This window comes from Streptomyces sp. NPDC050439, from assembly GCF_040655335.1.
In the GTDB taxonomy this organism is placed as follows: Bacteria; Actinomycetota; Actinomycetes; order Streptomycetales; family Streptomycetaceae; genus Streptomyces.
The window spans coordinates 621,991-642,604 of sequence record NZ_JBFAJT010000001.1 but is presented as its reverse complement, the minus strand read 5'-3'; the positions used below and the strand labels follow the sequence as shown (position 1 = coordinate 642,604).

Annotated in this window: 13 protein-coding genes; 6 read left to right on the top strand and 7 right to left on the bottom strand. The window is 71.2% G+C overall.

Annotated features, from left to right (window positions below):
• Positions 1 to 13 precede the first annotated feature (13 nt).
• Together AB0I66_RS02995 and AB0I66_RS02990 are read right to left on the bottom strand one after the other, a co-directional pair.
• Entirely contained in the window at positions 14 to 2,710 is a 2,697-nt protein-coding gene (locus tag AB0I66_RS02995; RefSeq protein WP_363205903.1) for a discoidin domain-containing protein, read from the bottom strand.
• Positions 2,711 to 2,841: 131 nt separating this feature from the next.
• Entirely contained in the window at positions 2,842 to 3,513 is a 672-nt protein-coding gene (locus tag AB0I66_RS02990; RefSeq protein WP_363205902.1) for a GntR family transcriptional regulator, read from the bottom strand.
• A 335-nt stretch (positions 3,514 to 3,848) separates the two neighbouring features.
• Here AB0I66_RS02990 and AB0I66_RS02985 point away from each other — a divergent pair, with 335 nt between their 5' ends.
• The 4 genes from AB0I66_RS02985 to AB0I66_RS02970 all read left to right on the top strand — a co-directional run bounded on the left by AB0I66_RS02985 (position 3,849) and on the right by AB0I66_RS02970 (position 11,379).
• Positions 3,849 to 6,191, top strand: a complete 2,343-nt coding sequence (locus AB0I66_RS02985) for a collagenase (protein WP_363205901.1) — start codon at positions 3,849 to 3,851, stop codon at positions 6,189 to 6,191.
• Between the two features lie 157 nt (positions 6,192 to 6,348).
• Positions 6,349 to 7,245, top strand: coding sequence for an alpha/beta hydrolase (locus AB0I66_RS02980; RefSeq protein ID WP_363205900.1), 897 nt, complete (start codon positions 6,349 to 6,351; stop codon positions 7,243 to 7,245).
• A gap of 183 nt (positions 7,246 to 7,428) precedes the next feature.
• Entirely contained in the window at positions 7,429 to 10,041 is a 2,613-nt protein-coding gene (locus AB0I66_RS02975; RefSeq protein WP_363205899.1) for a helix-turn-helix transcriptional regulator, read from the top strand.
• A gap of 75 nt (positions 10,042 to 10,116) precedes the next feature.
• Positions 10,117 to 11,379 carry a helix-turn-helix domain-containing protein gene (locus tag AB0I66_RS02970; RefSeq protein WP_363205898.1) on the top strand — a complete coding sequence of 421 codons (1,263 nt, stop codon included), beginning with the start codon at positions 10,117 to 10,119 and terminating at the stop codon, positions 11,377 to 11,379.
• A 67-nt stretch (positions 11,380 to 11,446) separates the two neighbouring features.
• Here the strand turns inward: AB0I66_RS02970 and AB0I66_RS02965 are convergent, their stop codons facing one another.
• Both AB0I66_RS02965 and AB0I66_RS02960 read right to left on the bottom strand, forming a co-directional pair.
• Positions 11,447 to 12,892 carry a glyceraldehyde-3-phosphate dehydrogenase gene (locus AB0I66_RS02965; RefSeq protein ID WP_363205897.1) on the bottom strand — a complete coding sequence of 482 codons (1,446 nt, stop codon included), beginning with the start codon at positions 12,890 to 12,892 and terminating at the stop codon, positions 11,447 to 11,449.
• Positions 12,893 to 12,987: 95 nt separating this feature from the next.
• On the bottom strand, positions 12,988 to 13,959 hold the full coding sequence (locus AB0I66_RS02960) for an SMP-30/gluconolactonase/LRE family protein (RefSeq protein ID WP_363205896.1): 972 nt from the start codon (positions 13,957 to 13,959) through the stop codon (positions 12,988 to 12,990).
• Between the two features lie 299 nt (positions 13,960 to 14,258).
• On the opposite strand from AB0I66_RS02960, the gene AB0I66_RS02955 reads away from it, so the two are divergent.
• A complete protein-coding gene (locus AB0I66_RS02955) occupies positions 14,259 to 15,623 on the top strand; it encodes an FAD-dependent oxidoreductase (RefSeq protein ID WP_363205895.1) in 1,365 nt (454 codons plus the stop codon).
• 10 nt (positions 15,624 to 15,633) lie between these two features.
• Here the strand turns inward: AB0I66_RS02955 and AB0I66_RS02950 are convergent, their stop codons facing one another.
• Complete coding sequence (locus AB0I66_RS02950) at positions 15,634 to 16,830, bottom strand: acyl-CoA dehydrogenase family protein (RefSeq protein ID WP_363205894.1); 1,197 nt, start codon at positions 16,828 to 16,830, stop codon at positions 15,634 to 15,636.
• Positions 16,831 to 16,889: 59 nt separating this feature from the next.
• Complete coding sequence (locus AB0I66_RS02945) at positions 16,890 to 18,443, bottom strand: AMP-binding protein (RefSeq protein WP_363205893.1); 1,554 nt, start codon at positions 18,441 to 18,443, stop codon at positions 16,890 to 16,892.
• Between the two features lie 137 nt (positions 18,444 to 18,580).
• Between AB0I66_RS02945 and AB0I66_RS02940 the strand changes: the two genes are divergently transcribed.
• Positions 18,581 to 19,177, top strand: coding sequence for a TetR/AcrR family transcriptional regulator (locus AB0I66_RS02940; protein ID WP_363205892.1), 597 nt, complete (start codon positions 18,581 to 18,583; stop codon positions 19,175 to 19,177).
• Here AB0I66_RS02940 and AB0I66_RS02935 read toward each other — a convergent pair.
• Positions 19,144 to 20,514: an MFS transporter gene (locus AB0I66_RS02935; RefSeq protein WP_363205891.1), complete on the bottom strand. Its 1,371-nt coding sequence runs from the start codon at positions 20,512 to 20,514 to the stop codon at positions 19,144 to 19,146. The genes AB0I66_RS02940 and AB0I66_RS02935 overlap by 34 nt on opposite strands.
• Between the last annotated feature and the right edge of the window lie 100 nt (positions 20,515 to 20,614).

The window sequence follows — 20,614 nt, the reverse complement described above, 5'->3', positions numbered from 1 at the left end:
CTTGCGCCTTCGTCTATCGGTTGACGGTCAGCTCCTGGATGCCCGCGGGCTTCTTCGCGTCCTTGGACGTGAACGTCACGCGGACGTAGCGGGCGGTGCCCCCGTCCGGGTCGGCGGTCTTCCAGTGCCGCCCGTCGAGCGAGGTCCGCACCGTCTTCTTCACCGGCTTCACGTCGGTCCAGCGCGGGGTGATCTCCGAGAACCGGGCGGGCTTGCCGAGGTCCGCGGTGAGGGTGGCGCGGGTGGTCTCGGGGACCCAGGCGGTGGCGGTGCTGCCGTCGAGCGCGGCGCCCGCGTACTGGCCCGGCTGCTCCGAACTCGCCTTCGCGCTACGGCACCTGGCGAGGTTGTCGGTGGGCTCCAGATCCGGGCGGCGGGTCTTGAGGTGCGCGGGCGCGCCCTGGCTGACGATCTGCTTGCCCTGCGGCGTCTCGATCTCGAAGGGCTCGCCGTGGGTCAGGCGCACGGTGGTGTCGTGGGCGCCGATGGCGATGTCGTACGTACGGCCCTGCCAGTGCAGGCCCTTCAGCTTCACGCCCTGCGACAGCTGCGGCGGCAGCATCGGGTCGAGGTGCACGCTGTTCTCGCGCATCCGCTGTCCGGTCAGGCCGTTGGTGAAGACCTGGAGGAAGCCGCCCTGGCCGGTGGTGAAGTTCTGCGCGGGGGAGCCGGAGAGCGGGTCGGAGGCCCCCGCCTTCTCGCCGCGCGCCTCCGAGAACAGGTCGAACGGGCCGCGCACGAAGGGACGGATGGAGCGCGTCAGGTAGGTGTACGCGGAGCAGCCGGGCTCGCCGATGGCGGCGGCGTCGATGGCGTGCACCGAGTCGGTCATGGCGGGGCCGTCGGGGTCGGTGCGGGCCGCGTAGTAGTCGAGGGTGTTCGTGGCGGCCTTCTTCGACATCGGCCACTCCAGCGGATACATCAGGAGCACGGTGTCCGCCTGCTTGATCACCGAGCCCTTGTAGCCGTCGTACTGCCGGAAGACCTGCTTCTTCTTGTCGTAGGGGATGCGCAGCTTGTCGGCGACGGTGTTCCAGCCGGCCGGGGCGTCCTTGCCGAGCAGCTTCGCGGCGCGGGCGGCGGTACGCAGGGTGGTCGCGGCGCCGGCGTTGGTGAAGACGCCGTCATCGACTCCGTTGCTGTACTCGTCGGGGCCCGCGACGTCCTTGATGGAGTAGCTGCCGTCGGCGTTGCGCGTGGCGCGGTCGGCCCAGAACTCGGCGATGCCCTTGATCACCGGCCAGCCGCGGGTGCGCAGCCAGTGGGTGTCCTTGGTCGCGAGGTAATACTGCCAGGCCGCCAGGGCGACATCGCTCTGCAGGTGGTTCTGGGTGCGGCAGTGCGGCGGGTCGACGCTGTGGCACTCGGCCTTGAGGTCGCCCTTGCTCGCGCTGGTCCAGGGGTAGAAGAGGCCGGGGTGGCCGAGCTTCTGCGCGTTGGCGCGGGCGGCGTCCCGGGTGCGGTAGCGGTACTCCACCACGGACTTGGCGAGGTCGGGGTGAGCGGCGAGCAGCGCCGGGTACATCCAGGTCTCCGCGTCCCAGAAGACGAGGCCCGCGTAGTTGTCGCTGCTCAGGCCGGTGGGGGAGATGCTGTTGGCCGAGCCGGTGCGGGAGCTGGAGAGCAGGCCGTACTGGGCGGACCGCACCCACGACTGGAGTTCGCCCCGGCCGGGCACCTCGATGTCGCTGCGCCACAGCTTGCGCCAGGCAGCGGTGTGCCCGGCGAACAGCGCGTCCCAGCCCCGGTCGGCGGCGCGCTGCGAGGCCGTCACGGCGTCGCGCTCGGGGGAGCGGGAAGTCAGCGCGGTGTCGACGCCGACGTACTTGGTCAGCTCGTAGGTCTGGCCGGAGCGGACCGGCATGCCGACCGACTGATGCGCGCTCAACTTGCGTGCGGGCGCGGAAGTTTGTTCATTTTCTGTACGCACGCCGTGCCCTGCGCGGAGTGTCGAGGCGACCGTCCCCTCGGTCTTCGTGCCGTCCGTGCGGAACCCCACGGCCATGGTCCCGCCATGGCGGGCGCCGCTTCCGGTGGCGGACATGCGCCGGGCGCCGCGTCCGTCGATGCGGTCGGTGACCTTGGCCTCGCCGTCCCAGTGCGGGGTCATGCGCAGGCGTACGGCGCCGACGTGGGGGTTGGCGCGGTCCGCGAGGACGTCGTAGACGAGGTCGGTGGCCCGGCCGTCGGCGGCCGTCCAGGTGAGCTCGGTGCGCACCAGGCCGCGGCGCAGGTCGAGGCTCTGCCGGTAGTGCGAGATGCGGGCGGCCGGAGTGGCGGAGGTGAACGTCTCGGAGCCGGGCCCGCCGGTGGACACCGTGAGCGGACTCCAGGTGGGGATGGCCGCCGCGACCTCACGGTTCTCGGTGGTGTCCTTGTTGTGCGCGTACAGCCCGGAGACGAAGGAGCCGTCGTAGCGGCGGCTGAACAGCGGCCATCCGGTCTTGGCCGAGGAGGCGGCGTAGCCGGAGCCGTTGGGTGCGACGCGCTGGCCGAGATAGCCGTTGCCGACGAAGGCGTGGTGGGTGTCCTTCGGATCGATGCGGTGGGACGTCAGCGTCCAGCCGTCGTCGTGCGAGGACGTGGGCGTAGTCGCCCCGTCGTTTCTCGGGGACGCGATGTCGGCCGCCGCGGTGGGGGGAACGGCCGCGGCAAGGGCACCCACGAGGAGGGGTGCGATGAGCCGGACCGTGCGGGGGAGGGACCTCATTGTGCTCCGTTGCGGGATCGCCGGGCAAGGTCAGGCGACCATAAAGATGTGAACGGTCCGCGTCAATGAATCGCGCGATGTGTTGAAGAATCAAACGAACCCGTGAGTAGGACCCGCCCCGCGCGCAGGCCTTACACCTCGGTGTCGCGCGCCCAGAGTGACCGCACATGCCCGAGATGCCGGGCCATGCACTGTTCCGCCCCTTCGGCGTCCCCGGCCACCATCAGGTCCAGGAGTTCGATGTGTTCCTGTGCGGAAGGGATCAGGCGGCCGCGCTCGTCCAGTGCCGTGAGGCCGTAGAGCCGGGAGCGCTTGCGCAGGTCGCCGACGGTCTCGACGAGCCGGTCGTTGCCGCCGAGCGCGAGCAGGGAGAGGTGGAACCGCCGGTCGGCCTCCAGATAGCCGATGAGGTCGTGGTCGCGGGCGGCGCGCACGATCTCCTCGGCCACGGGGCGCAGCTCCTCCAGGTCCGCTCGTGACGCGGACCGGGTGATGCGGCCGATCATGGGGACCTCGATGAGGGTGCGGATCTCGGTGTACTGGTCGAGGTCGCGCTCATTGACCTCGGTGACGCGAAAGCCCTTGTTGCGGACCGGTTCCACGAGACCTTCGCTGGCCAGGTCGAGCATCGCCTCGCGTACCGGCGTCGCGGAGATCCCGAAGTCCTCGGCGAGCACGGGCGCCGAGTAGACCTGGCCGGGTCGCAGTTCACCGGATATCAGCGCGGCCCGCAGATGGTGGGCGACCTGATCGCGCAGCCGCTCCCGGGGAGTGACGAGGGTGCGCTGTGTGAGGTGACCCATGGTGGTGATCCCTTCGTGACCCCGCAGGTCGTGGCCCACGCGCCCGCCCCGAGTGGTTCACCAGCGTACAAGGTCACCCACCGCTCGCCCCTGGGTCTGGCGCACGCCGTCCTGGCGCGAACGCGGGCTGGGCGCGGGGGAGTTGCGCCTGAAGGGTCGCGAGAAGCCCGGCGTCTGAGGGGTTGTCAGTGCCATTTCACATTACTACGTTACGCATCACATGGCGCACCCCGCGCTCCTCAAGTAGCCCTGAACGCACGGCTGTTGAGGTCAGTGCGGCTTCGCGGCGTGCGCACGCACCGCTTGCCCCACCTCCCACACATCAGGAGCCTGTCGTGCACCAGCCCCGTACCCTGCGCAGATCCGTGGCCGCCGCGGCGATATCCGTGGCCTTATGCGCCACGGCCGCACCGGCAGCCCATGCCGGCGCCCCCGAACCCGCCCCGCGCGCGGCCGCTCCCACGACCGCCGCGCCCGCACCCGAGAAGCCGCACCCCTCCGACCACGTCGACCGTCGCGCCAAGGCCCCGAAGTCCCACACCTGGAAGCCCCCGGCCCCCGGCGGACTCACCGACGGGCGCGTCCCCGGCCCGCGTACGGACAAGCCGAAAGCCACGGCCGACGCGCCCCGCGCCAGCGTCGGCAAGACGTCGGTGCCGTGCACCCTCGATGGGGTCACCGGCCTGACACCCGCCCAGTTCGCCGAGTTCCTCGCCGATCCGGCGGTCACCGCCGACGGTTGTCTGCGCGGACTCGTCTGGACCTGGGACCGGCGCCTCGCCCCGGTCATGTCGGGCGGCCACATCCAGGCTGTTTCCGAGCGCGCCGCCCAGCTCGCCGCGTCCCACGACGGCACCAACGGCAGCCACCTGCTCGAGATGTTCACCTATCTGCATGCCGTCTCCTACCAGGGCTTCTCGCACGACGAGGTCGACATCACCGACCCCGCGACCCTGGCCGCCATGCGACGCGCCGTCGACGCCTTCGGGACGGCCCCCCACGCCTTCGACGTCACCCGCTCCAACGCCGAGACGCTCCGCGAGGCGCTGACGGCGGCCAGTGCCGCGGGGCTGCGGCAGCATCAACTCCCGCTCGTGAAGAGGGTCCTGGCGACGATGGACGCCGCCCACCCCGACACCGCGCAGGACAGCGGCTGGGCCGGCGCGGCCCTCTCCGCGCTCACCCTCAACTACCTCGGTGTCTACCCCGGCAACCAGGACACCGCCTTCCGTTCCGCGGTGGCCGCCGACCCCTCCTACCGCGCCGCCTTCAAGGCGTTCGCCGGGCACACCCATCTCAAGGGCGGGCCCAACGCCTGGGTGGTGCGCGACGCGGTGAGCGAGTACGGCAGGTTCGGCCAGATCGACGCCCTGCGCTCCGAGACCGTCGCCGGGCTCGGCCCGCTCCTGGACACCACCGCCCGCAACTTCGGTGACGGCAGCGCCCCATGGGCGAAGGTCGTCACCTGGCTGATCGCGTTCGAGGCCTGCGAGCCGTACGACGTGTGCAGGGACGACATCGAGCGCCGTCTCTTCCCGCAGGCCTACGCCTATGACGCGGGCGGCATGAAGATCCGCACCGCCCTCGACCGCGCCACGGTCGACCAGCTCTACTACGCGAGCAAGCAGGTCAAGGCCCAGTTCCACCGCGTCGTCGGCACCCATGAACCACTCAAGGGCGACCCCAACACCACCCTCAACACAGTCCTCTATGCCTCCCGAGCCGACTACGAGAACTTCCACCCGCTGCTGACCGGCATGGGCACCGACAACGGCGGCGTCTACATCGAGCGGGGCGCGACCTTCTACACCTATCAGCGGCGCGTCCCCCAGGACTCCTCGCTGACGCTGGAGGAGCTGTTCCGCCACGAGTACACCCACTACCTCAACGGCCGCTGGGCCGTGCCCGGCTTCTTCGGCGAGGGTCCCTGGTACGAGGGCGACCGGACGACCGCGATGGACGAGGGGACGGCGGAGTTCTTCGACGGCGCCACCCGCGACGACGGCATCAAGGTCCGCAAGTCCCTGATCCAGGGCATCATCGACGACACCGCGGGCGGCGGGCCGCGCATGAGCGTGGACCAGCTGCTGCACGCCACCTACGACGGGGACGGCTTCCGCTTCTACGACTACGCCGGCGCGTTCTTCGAGTTCCTGTGGACCGAACGACCCGCGCTGATCAAGGAGATGTACCGCCACCTGCGCGCCGACTCCCCGAGCGCGTTCGACGCCTGGCGCGACCGCCTGGGTCGTGACGCGGGGCTGCAGAGCGCCTACGACGCCTTCCTCGACAAGCAGATCGCGCACGTCGACGACCTGTTCGTCCCCGACACCACCTACGTCCCCGTCGACCGGCTGCGCGACAGCACGGCCGGCCAGGTGCGTTCCTCGTTCATCGCGACGACCGGCATCACACCCGACTGCCGCTCCACCAAGGCGGCGGCCCGCCCGCGGTTCGTGTGCACCGGCCGGATCACCGCCAACCTCAGCGACGCGGCCGACCCCGACCTCGTCTTCAAGGACATGTCCGAGACCGTGGACGCCTACATCCTCGACCGCGCCGCGGGCGGCGACAACAACCTCACCGACATGAACTGCGCCTTCGGCGAGGTGGACATCTGGACCAACGGCAAGGCCGGAACGTCCTCCTACACCTGCGAGGGCCCCCTGCGGGGCTGACTCCCGGAAAGTCAAATGCCGTACGACACCGGTGATTTCGCCGATGTCGACACCCTGTCGGCACCGCCACGGTGGGGACCGCAACGAACACGGCGGTCTCCACCGGGGCGTACCTCCCTCTCCCGGGTGGCTCCGCCACGACCGAGAGGACCCCTCCGTGCGCCTGCACGTCTTCTCCCGCCCTGTGGTGCGGGCCTGTCTGGCCGCCGCGGTCGCCACCGCGGGACTCCTCGGCACCGGGCTCGCGCCCGGCGCCCAAGCCGCCGCCGACAATCCGTACGAGCGTGGCCCCGCCCCCACCGAATCCAGCATCGAGGCCTCGCGCGGCTCGTACTCCGTGTCGCAGACCAGCGTCTCCTCGCTGAGCGTGTCCGGCTTCGGCGGCGGCACCATCTACTACCCGACGTCCACCGCCGACGGCACCTTCGGCGCGGTCGTCATCTCCCCGGGATTCACCGCGTACCAGTCGAGCATCGCCTGGCTCGGGCCGCGGCTCGCCTCCCAGGGCTTCGTGGTCTTCACCATCGACACCAACACGACGCTGGACCAGCCCGACAGCCGTGGGCGTCAACTCCTCTCCGCGCTCGACTACTTGACGAAGAGCAGCTCGGTACGGGGCCGCGTCGACGCCTCGCGGCTCGGCGTGATGGGGCACTCGATGGGTGGTGGCGGCACCCTGGAGGCCGCCAAGAGCCGTACCTCGCTGAAGGCGGCGATCCCGCTGACCGGCTGGAACACCGACAAGACCTGGCCCGAGCTGCGCACGCCGACGCTCGTCGTGGGCGCCGACGGTGACACCGTCGCCCCCGTGTCCTCCCACTCCGAGCCGTTCTACCAGTCGCTGCCCAGCACCCTGGACAAGGCGTACCTGGAGCTCAACGGCGCCACCCACTTCACGCCGAACTCGTCCAACACGACGATCGCGAAGTACAGCCTCTCCTGGCTGAAGCGGTTCATCGACGACGACACCCGCTACGAGCAGTTCCTCTGTCCGCTGCCGAGGCCGAGCCTCACGATCGAGGAGTACCGGGGCAACTGCCCGCACTCCTCCTGATCCTGATGACCCGTCATGGGGGCCCGTCGTCCGTCGCCGGTCAGCCGGCGGCGGACGACGTGTGTCGTGCCCCGCAACCTCGATTGTGCTCGTGCACACCCCCGGGCGGCGGCCGCTGGTGGCGTGCCCAATGCGCCGGACGCGGGGCTTCCGGGCCGTGTTACGCGGAAGTAACGTGCCGACGTGACCCTTTCGACGACCGAACCCGGCGTACTCAGGGCTCCCGCGCTGCACGGCCGCCGTGCGGAAATCGACGCGCTGGAAGCCCTGGTGGGGCGCCTGCGGGCCGGCCGGGGCGGCGTGCTCGCCCTGACCGCGCAGCCCGGCCTCGGGCGCACCGCGCTGGTGGAGCACGCACGGGCCTCATGCGTCCCGGTCCCCTCGGTACAGCCGACCGCCCCGGCGGCGCTGCCCCTCGCGCAGGAGGGCCCGCTGCTCGTGTGTGTCGACGACGCGCACACCTGGCACCCCACGGCCAGGGCCGCCCTGCTGTCCGACCTACGACGGCTGCCCGCCGAGCGACCCGTGGCGGTCCTGCTCACCGTGGCCGAACACCACGCCATGGCGGGGGAGTTGTACGGCCTCGCGACCCTGCGTCTCGGACCGCTCGACGACAGCGCGGCCGCGGCCATGCTCGACCGGCTGACCCGTGGCGCGGCCGACCCCGTCGTCGGAGCCTGGCTGATCCGCGAGGCGGCGGGCAATCCGCGCCTGCTCTCCGCGTTCGTCGCGGCCCTCACCCCCGACCAACTGGCCGGCCGCATCCCGCTGCCCGATCTGCTGCCCGGCGGGGAGGACGTACTCCACGACTACGCCGCCCGCGTCGACGCACTGCCCGGCGACACCCGCGCCCTGCTGCTGCTCGCCGCGGCGGCCGGGGAGCACGAGCCCGAGGGCGCGGGCGCGGACCTCGCCCTGCTGCTGCGGGCCGGCGGCGATCCCGCGGCGCTGGCGCCCGCCGAAGCCGCCGGTGCGGTCGTCGGAGCGGGCGGGCGCATCCACTTCACCCAACCCCTCCTGCGCCGGGCCGTGCTGCACCGCGCCCCGCTCGCCCGGCGCAGAGCCGCCCACGCGCGCCTCGCCACGGCCTGCCGTGACCGCCTCTCCTGTCTCGTGCAACTCGCCTGCGCCGCGGAGGATCACGACGCGCGGCTCGCCGGGGCCCTCGCCGTCGCGGCGAGCGCGCCACGCCCGCACGCCGAGCGGTCCGCCGCCCTGGCCCGGGCCGCGGCGCTCACCGCCGACACGGCGCTGCGCACCGACCGGCTGGCCGAGGCGGCGGAAGCGGCCCGGCAGGCAGGTGACCCCGTACGGGCCCGCGCCCTGCTCGCCCGCACCGCGGGCGCACCCGCCCACGGCGGCGTCCACCAGGTGCGCGGACTCCTGTCCCTGGCCGACGGTCCGGCAGCCGACGCCAGGGAGGACCTGCTCGCCGCGGCCGTGCTGCTTCCGCCCGAACCGGCCCGCCACGCGCTGATCGGCGCGGCGGAGGCGGCCTGGGCGATGGGCGACGCCGCCGCCTACAAGGAGGCGATGACGCGCGTCCCCGTGTGCGCCGACGATCCCTTGCTGGAGGCGTACCGCGCCGGGATGTGCGCGGTCCTCTCGGGCCACGTCGCCGAAGGCCACGTGCTGCTGCGCCGCTGCCTGGACGAGTTGCCCGGAACGGACGAGCCTGCCGGTCTGCTGCGCGCCGGGGCCGCGGCGCTGGTCGTCGGCGAGGTCGAGACCGCCTGCGGGGCGGGCGCCCGAGCGCTGGCCGCCGTACGCGCCTACGGGCCCGAGGTCCTGCTGCCGCGCGCCCTGGAACACCTGGCCTACGGAGAGCTGCGCGCGGGCCGCCACACCACGGCCCGCGCGCACGCCCTGGAAGGGCTCAGGGCCGCGCACCGCACCGGGCAGCCCAACGTCGCGGCCTGTCTGCACGCCGTCCTCGCGCTCGCCGCCTCCGTGGAGGGCGACGCGGAGGCCTGCGCCGGGCACGCGCAGGCCGCGGCGGCGGGCGCGGGCCCGCACGGTCTCAACCAGGCCGCCACCCTCGCCGTCTGGGCCGTCGCACGGGCGGATCTCGCGGCCGGGCGACCGGGCGATGCGGCCGCCCGCCTCGCACCCCTGGTAGCCCCGGGGCTGCGGCGCGGGCACTTCGCCGTGCGGATGCTGGCCGTCCCTTGCTTCGTGGAAGCGGCCGTGCGGGCAGGGCGCACCGCGGAGGCCCGCAGCGCCACCGCCGAGTTCACCCGCTGGACCGAGGCCACCGCCGACCGGCTCGCCCCGGCCCAACTCGCGCGCTGCCGGGCCCTGCTGGCCCCGCCGCAGCAGACAGCCGCCGCCTACGAGAGCGCGCTCGCGCACCACGACCGCACGCCCGGCGAGTTCGAACGCGCGCGTACGCAGCTGCTGTTCGGCCAGTGGCTGCGCCGCAGGCGCCGTACCCGCGAGGCGCGCGGCCCGCTGCGGGACGCGCTGGTCGGCTTCGAGCGGTGCGGGGCGCGCGCCTGGGCGGACCGCAGCCGCGGTGAACTCCGCGCCGCGGGCGAGGCGGTGGCCGGAGAGCTGGGGCCGGGACCGCTGGCGGCGCTGACCCCGCAGCAGCAGCGCGTCGCCCGTCATGTGGCGGAGGGTGCCACCAACCGTGAGGTGGCGGTGCGCCTGTCCGTGAGCCACCGCACCGTCGACCACCACCTGCGCAATGTGTTCTCCGCGCTGGGCGTGCGCTCCCGCGTCGAGCTGTCCCGGCTCCTCGCCGGCGACGGAGGGTTGCCGGACCGTGATGAGGAGATTGCCGCCAACCTCTAGGTACCGACCGGGCGGTATGCCATTCTTCGGGCGTCAAGAAGATCCGGCTGTGCGCACACTTCCCGTGGAGGCCTCATGCCACACGTCCTGCGGTCACGGGTCGGGCCCCTGCACGAAGTGCCCGTCATCACCCCGCTCGCACCGGGCGCCCGCTCCCTGCTCGACGCCGAGGCCGTCGCCGTACTGCACCGTGCGGCCCGCGCCCTGCTGAGGGACCTGCCCACGATGACCGACCGGCTCGTGGCGGAGCTGCGCGAACAGGAGCCCGCCTACCGCGCGGACATCGAGGCCCGCCCCACCGAGGTGTGGAAGGAGGTGCACCGCTCGCTGCGGTACAGCGTCACCTCGCTCCTCCAGCCCGGGGAGACCAGGGAGGCCGCACACCGCACGTCCATCCAGATCGCCGGGGTGCGCGCCGAACGGGGCCTGCCGCTCGACGCGCTGCTGCACGCCTTCCGGCTCGGCGGTGCGATGGTGTGGCAGGGCCTGGTGGAGGAGGTCTCGCGCGGCAACCCCGACGACATGGGGCTGCTCATCCATGTCGCCACGGACGTCTGGAACTTCGTCGACGAACACTGTGGTGTGGTCGCCGACGCGTACCGCCGCACCGAGCGCCGCATGGCCTGGCGGCACGAGAACCGCCTGCGGCTGCTGACCGCGAGCCTCCTGGACGGCAGCGCCCGCCTCACCGACCTGCCCACCGCCGCCGACGTCCTCGGACTGCCCGAGGACGGGTGGTACGCCGTGATCGCCGTGGCGGGGGAGGACACCAGCCTTGCTCTGCCACCGGGCACGCGCACACTGCGCCACGCCGGTCCCGACGCCCAGTACGCCCTGGTCCTGCTCGGTGACGCCGAGGGCGACCCGGCGGCCGAACTCTCCGCGCTCGGCGCCGGTCTCGCCCTGCCGCCCGGGGCCCGCGCCGGCATCGGCTCACCCGTGGAGGGACTGGCCGCCGTCCCGCACGCGCGCCGCCTCGCCGACACGGCACTGCGGGCCTGCCCCCGCAGCGGCGGCACCGTACTCCTCGACGAACGCCTCCCGGACGCCCTGGTCGTCTCCTCACCTGAGCTCGCGGAGGCGCTCGCCGAGCGCGTCCTCGGCCCGCTGCGCTCCCTCGACCCCGCCGACCGGGACCTGCTCCTCGACACGCTCGTCGTCTGGCTGGAGGCCGATGGCTCCGCGCAGCGTGCGGGCACCCGCCTCTACTGTCACCGCAACACCGTCCTCAACCGGCTGCGTCGAGTGGAGCAGCTGACCGGCCGCAGCCTCACCCGGGTCGGCGACCTCGTGGAGATCTCGCTCGCCCTGGGGGCACGCAGGCTGCTCGGGGGGTGAACGCGAGACAGCGGTGGGGCGGCAAGAGAATCCCTTGCCGCCCCATCGCCGTGTCGTACCGCCGGGATCAGACCACCGGCACCGGGTACGTCGGGTACTCCACGCCGGAGACGTGCTGGACGACGCGGATGACCTGGCACGAGTAGCCGAACTCGTTGTCGTACCAGAGGTAGAGGATCGCGTTGTCGCCGTCCACCTTGGTGGCGCCCGCGTCGACGATCGAGGCGTGCCGCGAGCCGACGAAGTCCATGGAGACGGCGTCGGGGGCGGTCGTGAAGTCGATCTGGCGCTTCAGCGGCGAGTGCAGCGAGACGTCGCGGAGGTGCTCGAGGACCTCCTCGCGGGTGGTCTCGCGGCCCAGGCGCAGGCTCAGGATGGCGATCGAGACGTCCGGGACGGGGACGCGGATCGAGCTGCCGGTGATGGGCGCCTTGAGGTCGGGCAGCGCCTTGGCGACGGCGGAGGCGGCACCGGTCTCGGTGATGACCATGTTCAGCGGCGCGGAGCGGCCGCGGCGGTCGGCCTTGTGGTAGTTGTCCAGGAGGTTCTGGTCGTTGGTGAACGAGTGGACGGTCTCCACGTGGCCACGCAGCACGCCGTACTCGTCGTCCATCGCCTTGAGCGGCGGGACGATCGCGTTGGTGGTGCAGGAGGCGCAGGACAGGATCTGCTCGTCCGGCTTGATCGTGTCGTGGTTGACGCCGTGCACGATGTTCGGGACGTCGCCCTTGCCCGGCGCGGTCAGGACGACCTTGTCGATACCGGGGCGCAGGTGCTTGGAGAGCCCCTCGCGGTCGCGCCACTTGCCGGTGTTGTCGATGAGGATGGCGTCCTTGATGCCGTACGCCGTGTAGTCGACCTCGGAGGGGTCGTTGGCGTAGATCACCTTGATCTCGTTGCCGTTGGCGATGATCGTGCTGGTCGCCTCGTCGACGGTGATCGTGCCCTGGAACTGTCCGTGGATGGAGTCACGGCGCAGCAGCGAGGCGCGCTTGACGATGTCCTGCTCGCCGCCCTGGCGGACGACGACGGCGCGCAGGCGCAGGCCGTTGCCGGAGCCTGCCTTCTCGATGAGCAGACGGGCGACGAGGCGGCCGATGCGGCCGAAGCCGTAGAGGACGACGTCGCGTCCCTCGCGGCTCTCGATCTTGTTGGCGCCCGTGGCACCGGCGACGGCCTCGGCGGTGAACTCCGCCACCGACAGACCGCGGTCATCGGTCCTGTGGGCCTCGGCGAGCAGGCCGACGTCGATCTGCGAAGGGCCGAGATCGAGGGTGGTGAGGGCCTGCAGGAACGGCAGCGTCTCGGTGACGGAGAGCTCCGCACCGGCTATCTGTCGTGCGAATCGGTGGGTCTTGAGGAGGCTGACCACCGACTTGTTCACCAAGGAGCGGCTGTGGAGCAGGACGGTCACGTCCCGCTCGCGGTGCAGCTTCCCGATGATCGGGATCATCGACTCCGCGATCTCCTCGCGGTGCTTCCAATTGGTGAACGAGTCGTCATTGACAGTCACAGGAGTATCTTTCGAGCTAGGCGGCGCTCATATGCTAACCCGACACCACTTTTGATCTTGCAATGGGTGCCGCCTGCCCGTGCTTCAGGGGAGATTCAGAGGGAGACGGCGACGGCGTCGAACGTCGTCCCGGGCTCCTGCGGGCTGGTGAACCGGGCGTTGACCAGATAGAGGCGCTCGCCCCATCGGGCCGCGGTGGTGGGGACGTCGAAGCGGGGGTCGGTGATCGTGCGGCGCAGGGTTGCGGTGCCCGCATCGGCGTCGAGGCGGAACACGCTGATCAGGTTCAGCCGGTTCTGTACGACGTAAAGCGTGCGGCCGAGGCGGAGCAGGCCGTCGCCGTTGACCACGTTGTCCGCGCCGACCAGCGTGATCTCTGTGGCGTACCCGGTCTTGAGGTGTACGCGGTAGAGCTTTCCCGGCGAGCTGCTGACGACGATCAGGCCGCGGCCGTCCGGGGTGCCGACGATGCCGTTGGCGTTGATCACGTCCGGTGTCTGCACCCAGTCGCCGCCGAGCGGCAGCGCGCGCACCTTGCCCTTGCGGCCGCGCGGCACCCCGTACAGCACGCCGTCGCGGGAGTCGGTGAACCAGGCGCGGTCGCCGAGCAACGTGACATCGTTGATGAAGTGACCGGGGGCTTCGGTCAGCTGATAGGTGTGCACGAGCTTGCGGGTGCGGGTGTCGAGGACCCGGGCCACCCCGGTGTTGCCGGCGATGTAGAGGAGGCCGTCGTCGTCCACCTTCAGGCCGACCGCGACCGTGCCGATGGCCCCCGGGTGGAAGACCTTGCCCCGGCCGGTGCGCAGGTCGGTGCGGTAAACGGCGCCGTTGGCGCGCGAGCCCATGTAGGCGTACGGCTGCTTTCTGCCGATGGTGATCCCCTCGGGCAGGAAGCCGTCGGGGAGCGGGAACTCGGTCGGCCATGCGGCGCCCTGTGGCGCGGGGGTCGCGGCGGTCGCGGTGGCCGTTGTGGCGCCGGTCGCCGCCGCGAGGGCGGCCAGGGTGGCGCCGCCGAGGACGCTGCGCCGGGACGGCTGGGGGTGGTTCCGGTGATCACGGGTCATGGTTCCGGGCCTCCGGGAAAGGGCGGGGACAGGTGCCGGGAACCTCAACTCATCGGCGGACCCGGCCAGTTGACAACGTGAGGCCGCGCGCCGGAGTTCCCTCGGGCCCCGGGGGCCTCTCCATGCTCCGGAGGGTGGCACGGTGCACCGCACGGCGGGCGGGAAACTCAAACCCTGCCTTCGCGACCCCATAAGCCGCCCTTATGAGGTCATAGGCCCAGGCCGGGTACTAACTTAGGATTGCCTTAGTTTAGGCTTCCCCACGAGCCCCATGTCTTCGCTCGAAGGGAAACCTGATCATGTCTCGCCCTCTGCGGGTAGCCGTTGTCGGAGCCGGTCCGGCCGGCATCTACGCCGCCGACGCGCTGCTGAAATCCGCAGTGGCGGTCGAGCCCGGTGTGTCGATCGACCTCTTCGAGCGGATGCCCGCGCCCTTCGGCCTCATCCGCTACGGCGTCGCTCCCGACCACCCCCGGATCAAGGGCATCATCACCGCCCTGCATCAGGTCCTGGACAAGCCTCAGATCCGCTTCTTCGGCAATGTCGACTACCCGAACGACATCGACCTCGACGACCTGCGCAGCTTCTACGACGCGGTGATCTTCTCCACCGGCGCGACGGCCGACCGGGCGCTCGACATCCCCGGCATCGACCTCGACGGCTCGCACGGCGCCGCTGACTTCGTCTCCTGGTACGACGGGCACCCGGACGTGCCGCGCACCTGGCCGCTCGACGCGGAGAAGGTCGCCGTCCTCGGCGTCGGCAACGTGGCGCTCGACGTGGCCCGCATCCTGGCCAAGACCGCGGAAGAGCTCCTGCCGACCGAGATCCCGCCGAACGTCCACGAGGGCCTCAAGGCCAACAAGGCGCGGGAGGTCCACGTCTTCGGGCGCCGCGGTCCCGCGCAGGCCAAGTTCAGCCCGCTGGAGCTGCGGGAGCTCGACCACTCCCCGAACATCGAGGTCATCGTCGACCCCGAGGACATCGACTACGACGACGGCTCGATCGCGACCCGGCGCGGCAACAAGCAGGCCGACATGGTCGCCAAGACGCTCGAAAACTGGGCGATCCGCGACGTCGGCGACCGCCCGCACAAGCTGTTCCTGCACTTCTTCGAGTCGCCGACCGAGATCCTCGGCGAGGACGGCCGGGTCGTCGGCCTGCGCACCGAGCGCACCGAGCTCGACGGCACCGGCAACGTCAAGGGCACCGGCGAGTTCAAGGACTGGGACCTCGGTGCCGTCTACCGCGCCGTGGGCTACCTCTCCGACGAGCTGCCCAAGCTCCCCTGGGACGTCGCGTCGGGCACGGTGCCCGACAAGGGCGGCCGAGTCATCGAGGAGACCGGCGAGCACCTGCAGTCCACGTACGTCACCGGCTGGATCCGCCGCGGCCCCGTGGGCCTGATCGGCCACACCAAGGGCGACGCCAACGAGACCGTCGCCAGCCTCATCGACGACCACACGAACGCCCGCCTCCACACGCCCACCGCCCCCGACCCGGCAGCCGTCGAGGCCTTCCTCGGCGAGCGGAACATCCGCTTCACCACGTGGGAGGGCTGGTACCGCCTGGACGCCGCGGAGAAGGCACTCGGCGAGGCCGAGGAGCGCGAGCGCGTGAAGATCGTCGAGCGCGAGGACATGCTCAAGGCGAGCGGCGCCTGATCCGAGCCGGTCAGGCCCGGAAGGCCAGGAGTTTGGCGATTCCGTTCCGCTGGATCTCCGATGTTCCGGTGAGGATCCGGAACATGCGCATCTTGCGGAACAGGAACTCGATCTCGTGGCCCTGGGTGAGGCCCTCCTTGCCGTGGATCTGGACGGCCTCGTCCAGGATGCGGAAGGCGGACTCGGCGACGAAGAGCTTGCACATGAAGGCTTCGGCGTGCGCGTCCTCGCCCTTGTCCAGTGCCGCGAGCGCCGCGTACGTCATGGAGCGGGCCGCATAGAACTCCGTGGCCATGTCGGCGACCTTGTGCTGGATGGCCTGGAGTGCGAGCAGGGGCGTGCCGCCCGCGACCTTGCGGTGCCGTGTGCGGTCCAGGGTCAGGCCGATGGCGCGGCGGGTGGCGCCGATGACGGTGGGGCAGTGCAGCAGCCGGTTGGTGGTGACACGGCCGAGCGCGATGCGCATGCCCTTGCCCTCCTCACCCAGGAGGTTGGCGGCCGGGACATGGCAGTCGTCCAGGACGATGTCGCTCTCGATGTGCTCGCCGGACATCGGGGTGGCGCCGTCCTCGACGCGGCACCCGGGGCTGTCCAGGTCGACGAGGAAGGCGGAGAACAGGGGCTTGTCGCCCTCCTGTTCGCCGGTCCCCGCCATCCGCGCCACCACGATGGCGAAGTCGGCGAAGGGCCCGGCCGACGAGAACACCTTGTGCCCGGTCAGCCGGTAGCCGTCGCCGTCACGGACGGCGGTGGTGCGCATGGAGCGCACGTCGGAGCCCGCGTCGGTCTCCGTCAGGGAGAAGCAGCAGGCCCGCTCGCCGCGGACCAGGGGCAGCAGGTACTTGGCGAGCTGGTGGTCGGTGGCGTGCTTGAGGATGTCGCCCGCGCGCAGCGGACCGCCCATGTCGCCGAGGACGCTGTGGGCCAGGACACGGCCGCTGGCCCCGATCTCCTCCTTGAGCGCGGCGAGTTGGGTGTACGTGAGGTTCTGGCCGCCGTACTCCTCGGGCAAGTGGACTCCGTAGAAGCCCAGTTCGCGGCTGCGGCGCCAGATCGGTTCGAGGTCGGCGCGCGTCAGGCGGCTCTCGTGGGTGAGGCCGCGCTCCCGTTCATGGTCGGCGAGTTCGCCGTCCAGGTAGTCGCGCAGGCGGTCGACGAGGTCGGCCAGGTGCGGGTCGTCGTAGGTGGGGCGCAGGGAGAAGGTCATGTCCGGTCGTTCCTCGTTCAACGGGGGAGTGGGGCGGGGCGGGCGAGGCGGGCGACGGGTCAGTTGACGCGGCGGACCGCGTCGGCCCAGAACGGTTCGCGCACGGCCTTGCGGTCGAGCTTTCCGTTGCGGTTGTGGGGCAGTTCGGCGACGAAGTCGACGGAGCGCGGCTTCTTCAGGCGATCGAGGCGCTCGGCGCAGAAGTCGATGAGCCGGTCGGCGGTCACGTCGGCGCCGGGCTCCGGCACGACGACCGCCTTGACGGCCTCGCCCCATGTCTCGTCCGGCACGCCGATCACACAGGCCTCCCGGACGGCGGGGTGCTCGTAGAGGGCGGACTCGACCTCGGTGCAGTAGATGTTGAAGCCACCGGAGATGATCATGTCCTTCTTGCGGTCGACGAGGAAGAGATAGCCGTCCTCCCGCGTCCAGGCCAGGTCACCGGTGTGCACCCAGCCGTCGCGGAAGGTCTCCGCGGACAATTGGGGCTCCTGCCAGTACTCCCGTACGCAGTCGGGGCCGCGCACGATGACCTCGCCGATCTCGCGCGGCGCCCGCTCACGCCCGCTCTCGTCGACGACGCGGATCTCGGTGTCGTACGAGGCCCTGCCGCAGGACTGCAGGAGCTCCGGGTCCTCTTTGACCGCGCAGGCGATTTCCTCGCTGCTCAGCCCGGCCACCACGCTGGTGGTCTCGCCCAGGCCGTATCCCTGGGCGACCACAGGACCGAAGAACTCCACCGCGTCACGCAGGCGTTGGGGTGATATGGGTGCACCGCCGATCCGTACGCTGGTCAGTGACGACAGGTCCCGTGCCGCGGCGCCCGGGTGGGCCAGCACCATGTTCAGCATGGCGGGCACGAGGAACGTCGCGGTGATGCGTTCCTTCTCCACCGTCTCGACGAAGGCTTCGGGGCTCCAGGTGGGCAGGACATGGGTCGTGGAGCCGCCGAACACCCCGGCGAGCAGGCCCATGCCGGTGGCGTGGGTGATGGGGCCGCAGGCGAGGTAGCGGGTGCCGGGCCGCGGGCGGGACTCGTCGCTCATCAGCTGTTTGCGCATGTTCGCGAGCCGGTTGCCGACGGTCTGCACGGCGGCCTTGAGGGCTCCGGTGGAGCCGGACGTGAAGTTCAGGACGCAGGGGGCGTCTTCGTCGACCTCTACGGCGACCGGTTCGTCGCTGCCTTCGGCGAGAAGCGTCTCGTAGGAAGTGTCCGGGGCGCCCCCGTCGAGCGGGACCGGCAGACAGTCGGTGCCGGCCGCGGCGATCGCGGCGAGGGCGTCCTCACGATGGGCCGCGTCGAAGAAGAGGGCGCGCACGGGGGCGTAGCGCAGGATGTGGGCCACCTCCCCGCGGCCCAGCCGGGCGTTGACCGGAGCGCGCATCAACCCCGCCTTGTAGAGGGCGAATTCGACCTCCACCAGCTCACCGCGATTCCAGGCGAGCGAGGCCACGGCATCGCCGGGGCGCAGGCCGCGTGCGATGAGAGCGGAGGCCAACCGGTTGGTGCGGGTGTCCAGTTGGCCGTAGGTCCACGAGCGGTCACCGCTGACGAGGGCCGTCGCTTGCGGCCAGTAGCGGGCGCTTCGGGTCAGATAGGTGCCGAGATTCATCACGGTCTCCGAAACAGTTAATGAACAAGCTGCTCAATTAAAGACAGCTTGTTCATTAACCTCTGGACTGTCAAGAGTCTTCTAGACTGGGTCCGCGAACACGGGAATCACGACTGCTGCGGGCGAGGAGGGCCTACATGGCCGAGGACAGGCGGACACGACGCTCACGACGGGCTCTGGGCTCGGCGCTGGTGCAACTGGTCCTCGAACGCGGCTTCACCGCCCTGACCGTGGAGGACATCACCGAACGCGCCGACGTGGCCCGCGCGACCTTCTACGCCCATTTCAAGGACAAGGAGGGCCTGTTCGCCCGCGTGACGTCCGACCTGCTCGAAGAGCTGGGGGAGCGGCTGCGGCCGACCATCGCGGACAGCGCCGTGGGCTTCACCGGCAAGCCGGTCCTGGAGATGCTGCGCCACGCCCGCGAGGAGCGCGACCTGTACCGCATCGTGCTGCGCGGCGAGGGTGACGGAAAACCCCTGCAGATGTTCGTGGATGCCTGCGCGCGGGTCACCGCCGAGGAGTTCCGCGCCCGCGCCGACCGCAACGGCGTCGAGCCCCGCATGGACGCCGACCTCCTCGCCCGCGTCTGGGTGGGCGAACAGGTCGCCGTGCTGCGGTGGTGGGTGGAGCAGGAGACGCCGCCGATGCCCCCCGAGGAGGTCGTGCGCCAGCTCCTGGACCTGGCCCTGCGCGGCCGCTACTGGGCCAGCGGCTTCGACGTGCCGGCCTGAGCGGGCTCGTCCGGGGCCAGGCCGAGCCGCCGGGCGTCACGCTCCGGCCGTATGTACACCAGCGCCATGAGCCCCGACAGCACCATGACCGCGGCGGAGAGCATGAACGAGCCGGTGTAGCCCGCGCCCTGTGAGTCCGCGGTGTCGAGCAGGTGGCCGGTGAGGTAGGGGGCGATGAGGCCGGGCAGCGTTCCCGTCGCGGCGACGATGCCGAAGAGGGCCCCGCGCTGCTGCGTGGGGACGACGGCGGCCGTCGTCATGTAGTGCAGCGGGAAGACGATGGCGTGCCCTCCGAACGCCACGGCGATGAGCAGGATCTGGGGCCATCCGCCGCCCACGAAGGAGAAGCTCGCCATGGCGAGACCGGCGACGGCCACCGCGATCCCCTGCGGCGCGCCGTTCGCCCAGCGGCTGGAGACGCCCCGCCTGCTCAGCGCGTCGGCGAACGGCGAGACCGCGAGGAGCAGGACGAAGCTGAACGCGGAGATGCCGCTGATGACCGTCGCCGCGCCGCCCGGTGTCATGTCGAGCTGGGTCCTGAAGTACGCGGGCAGCCAGGCGTGACTGACGGCCAGCGCCCATGAGGCACCGAAGGCGCCCGCGATGCTGCCCAGGACGGTGCCGTTCAGCAGTAGCTTGCGGTAGGGGAGGCGGAGGCCGGCCGCCCCTGGGGTGCTCGTGCCGAAGGCGCCGGAGCTTTTCGGGCGCGCCTGGCCGTACGGACCGTCGTGCCCGACCTGCCACCAGATCAGGCTCCACGTCACGCTGGTCACCGCGAGCGCCGCGAAGGCCGAGCGCCAGCCGAAGGCCGTGATGAGCCAGGTGACGACGGGCGCCGCGATGAGGGTGCCGAGGGCGGCGCCGCTGATCTGCAGTGCCGACGGCAGGCCGCGCCGGTCGTGGGGGAACCACTTGTAGAGCGCGTGCATGGACATCGAGGCGGCAGGTCCCTCGGCCGCGCCGAGCAGCACCCGCCCCGCGATCAGCGTCGGGACCGCCGCGACGATCAGCACGGGCAGCTGGGCCACCGCCCACAGCAGGGACATGGTGAACAGCAGGGCACGGCTCGAGATGCGTGCCGAGACGAACCCGACGACGAGGCCGGAGAGGCTGAAGAGGATCGAGAACGAGCTGGAGATCATGCCGTACGTGCTGTTGCTGATGTCCAGCTCGTCCATGATCGGGACGGCCGCGAGCCCCAGAACGGACTTGTCGGCGTAGTTGACCAGCATGAACGTGACGATCATCGCGGTGATCAGCCAGGCGCGCCGCCGGTCGAACTCGGCCGGCTCCGGGGGATCTTCGAGGGACAGCGGCGTGGTGTGCGGGGCAGCCATGGGGACTCCTGCGGTCGAGGGAGCAGGTGGTGTCAAACTACTGAACAGTTTGTATGTTAACGATTAGGGTGAAGTGAATCTATGGCTTGATGCCGACTAC

Bases quoted from the DNA above. Each gene is read 5' to 3' on its own strand.
- AB0I66_RS02995 (WP_363205903.1), bottom strand. From the start codon at position 2,710: ATGAGGTCCCTCCCCCGCACGGTCCGGCTCATCGCACCCCTCCTCGTG.
- AB0I66_RS02990 (WP_363205902.1), bottom strand. From the start codon at position 3,513: ATGGGTCACCTCACACAGCGCACCCTCGTCACTCCCCGGGAGCGGCTG.
- AB0I66_RS02970 (WP_363205898.1), top strand. From the start codon at position 10,117: ATGCCACACGTCCTGCGGTCACGGGTCGGGCCCCTGCACGAAGTGCCC.
- AB0I66_RS02960 (WP_363205896.1), bottom strand. From the start codon at position 13,959: ATGACCCGTGATCACCGGAACCACCCCCAGCCGTCCCGGCGCAGCGTC.
- AB0I66_RS02955 (WP_363205895.1), top strand. From the start codon at position 14,259: ATGTCTCGCCCTCTGCGGGTAGCCGTTGTCGGAGCCGGTCCGGCCGGC.
- AB0I66_RS02950 (WP_363205894.1), bottom strand. From the start codon at position 16,830: ATGACCTTCTCCCTGCGCCCCACCTACGACGACCCGCACCTGGCCGAC.
- AB0I66_RS02945 (WP_363205893.1), bottom strand. From the start codon at position 18,443: ATGAATCTCGGCACCTATCTGACCCGAAGCGCCCGCTACTGGCCGCAA.
- AB0I66_RS02940 (WP_363205892.1), top strand. From the start codon at position 18,581: ATGGCCGAGGACAGGCGGACACGACGCTCACGACGGGCTCTGGGCTCG.
- AB0I66_RS02935 (WP_363205891.1), bottom strand. From the start codon at position 20,514: ATGGCTGCCCCGCACACCACGCCGCTGTCCCTCGAAGATCCCCCGGAG.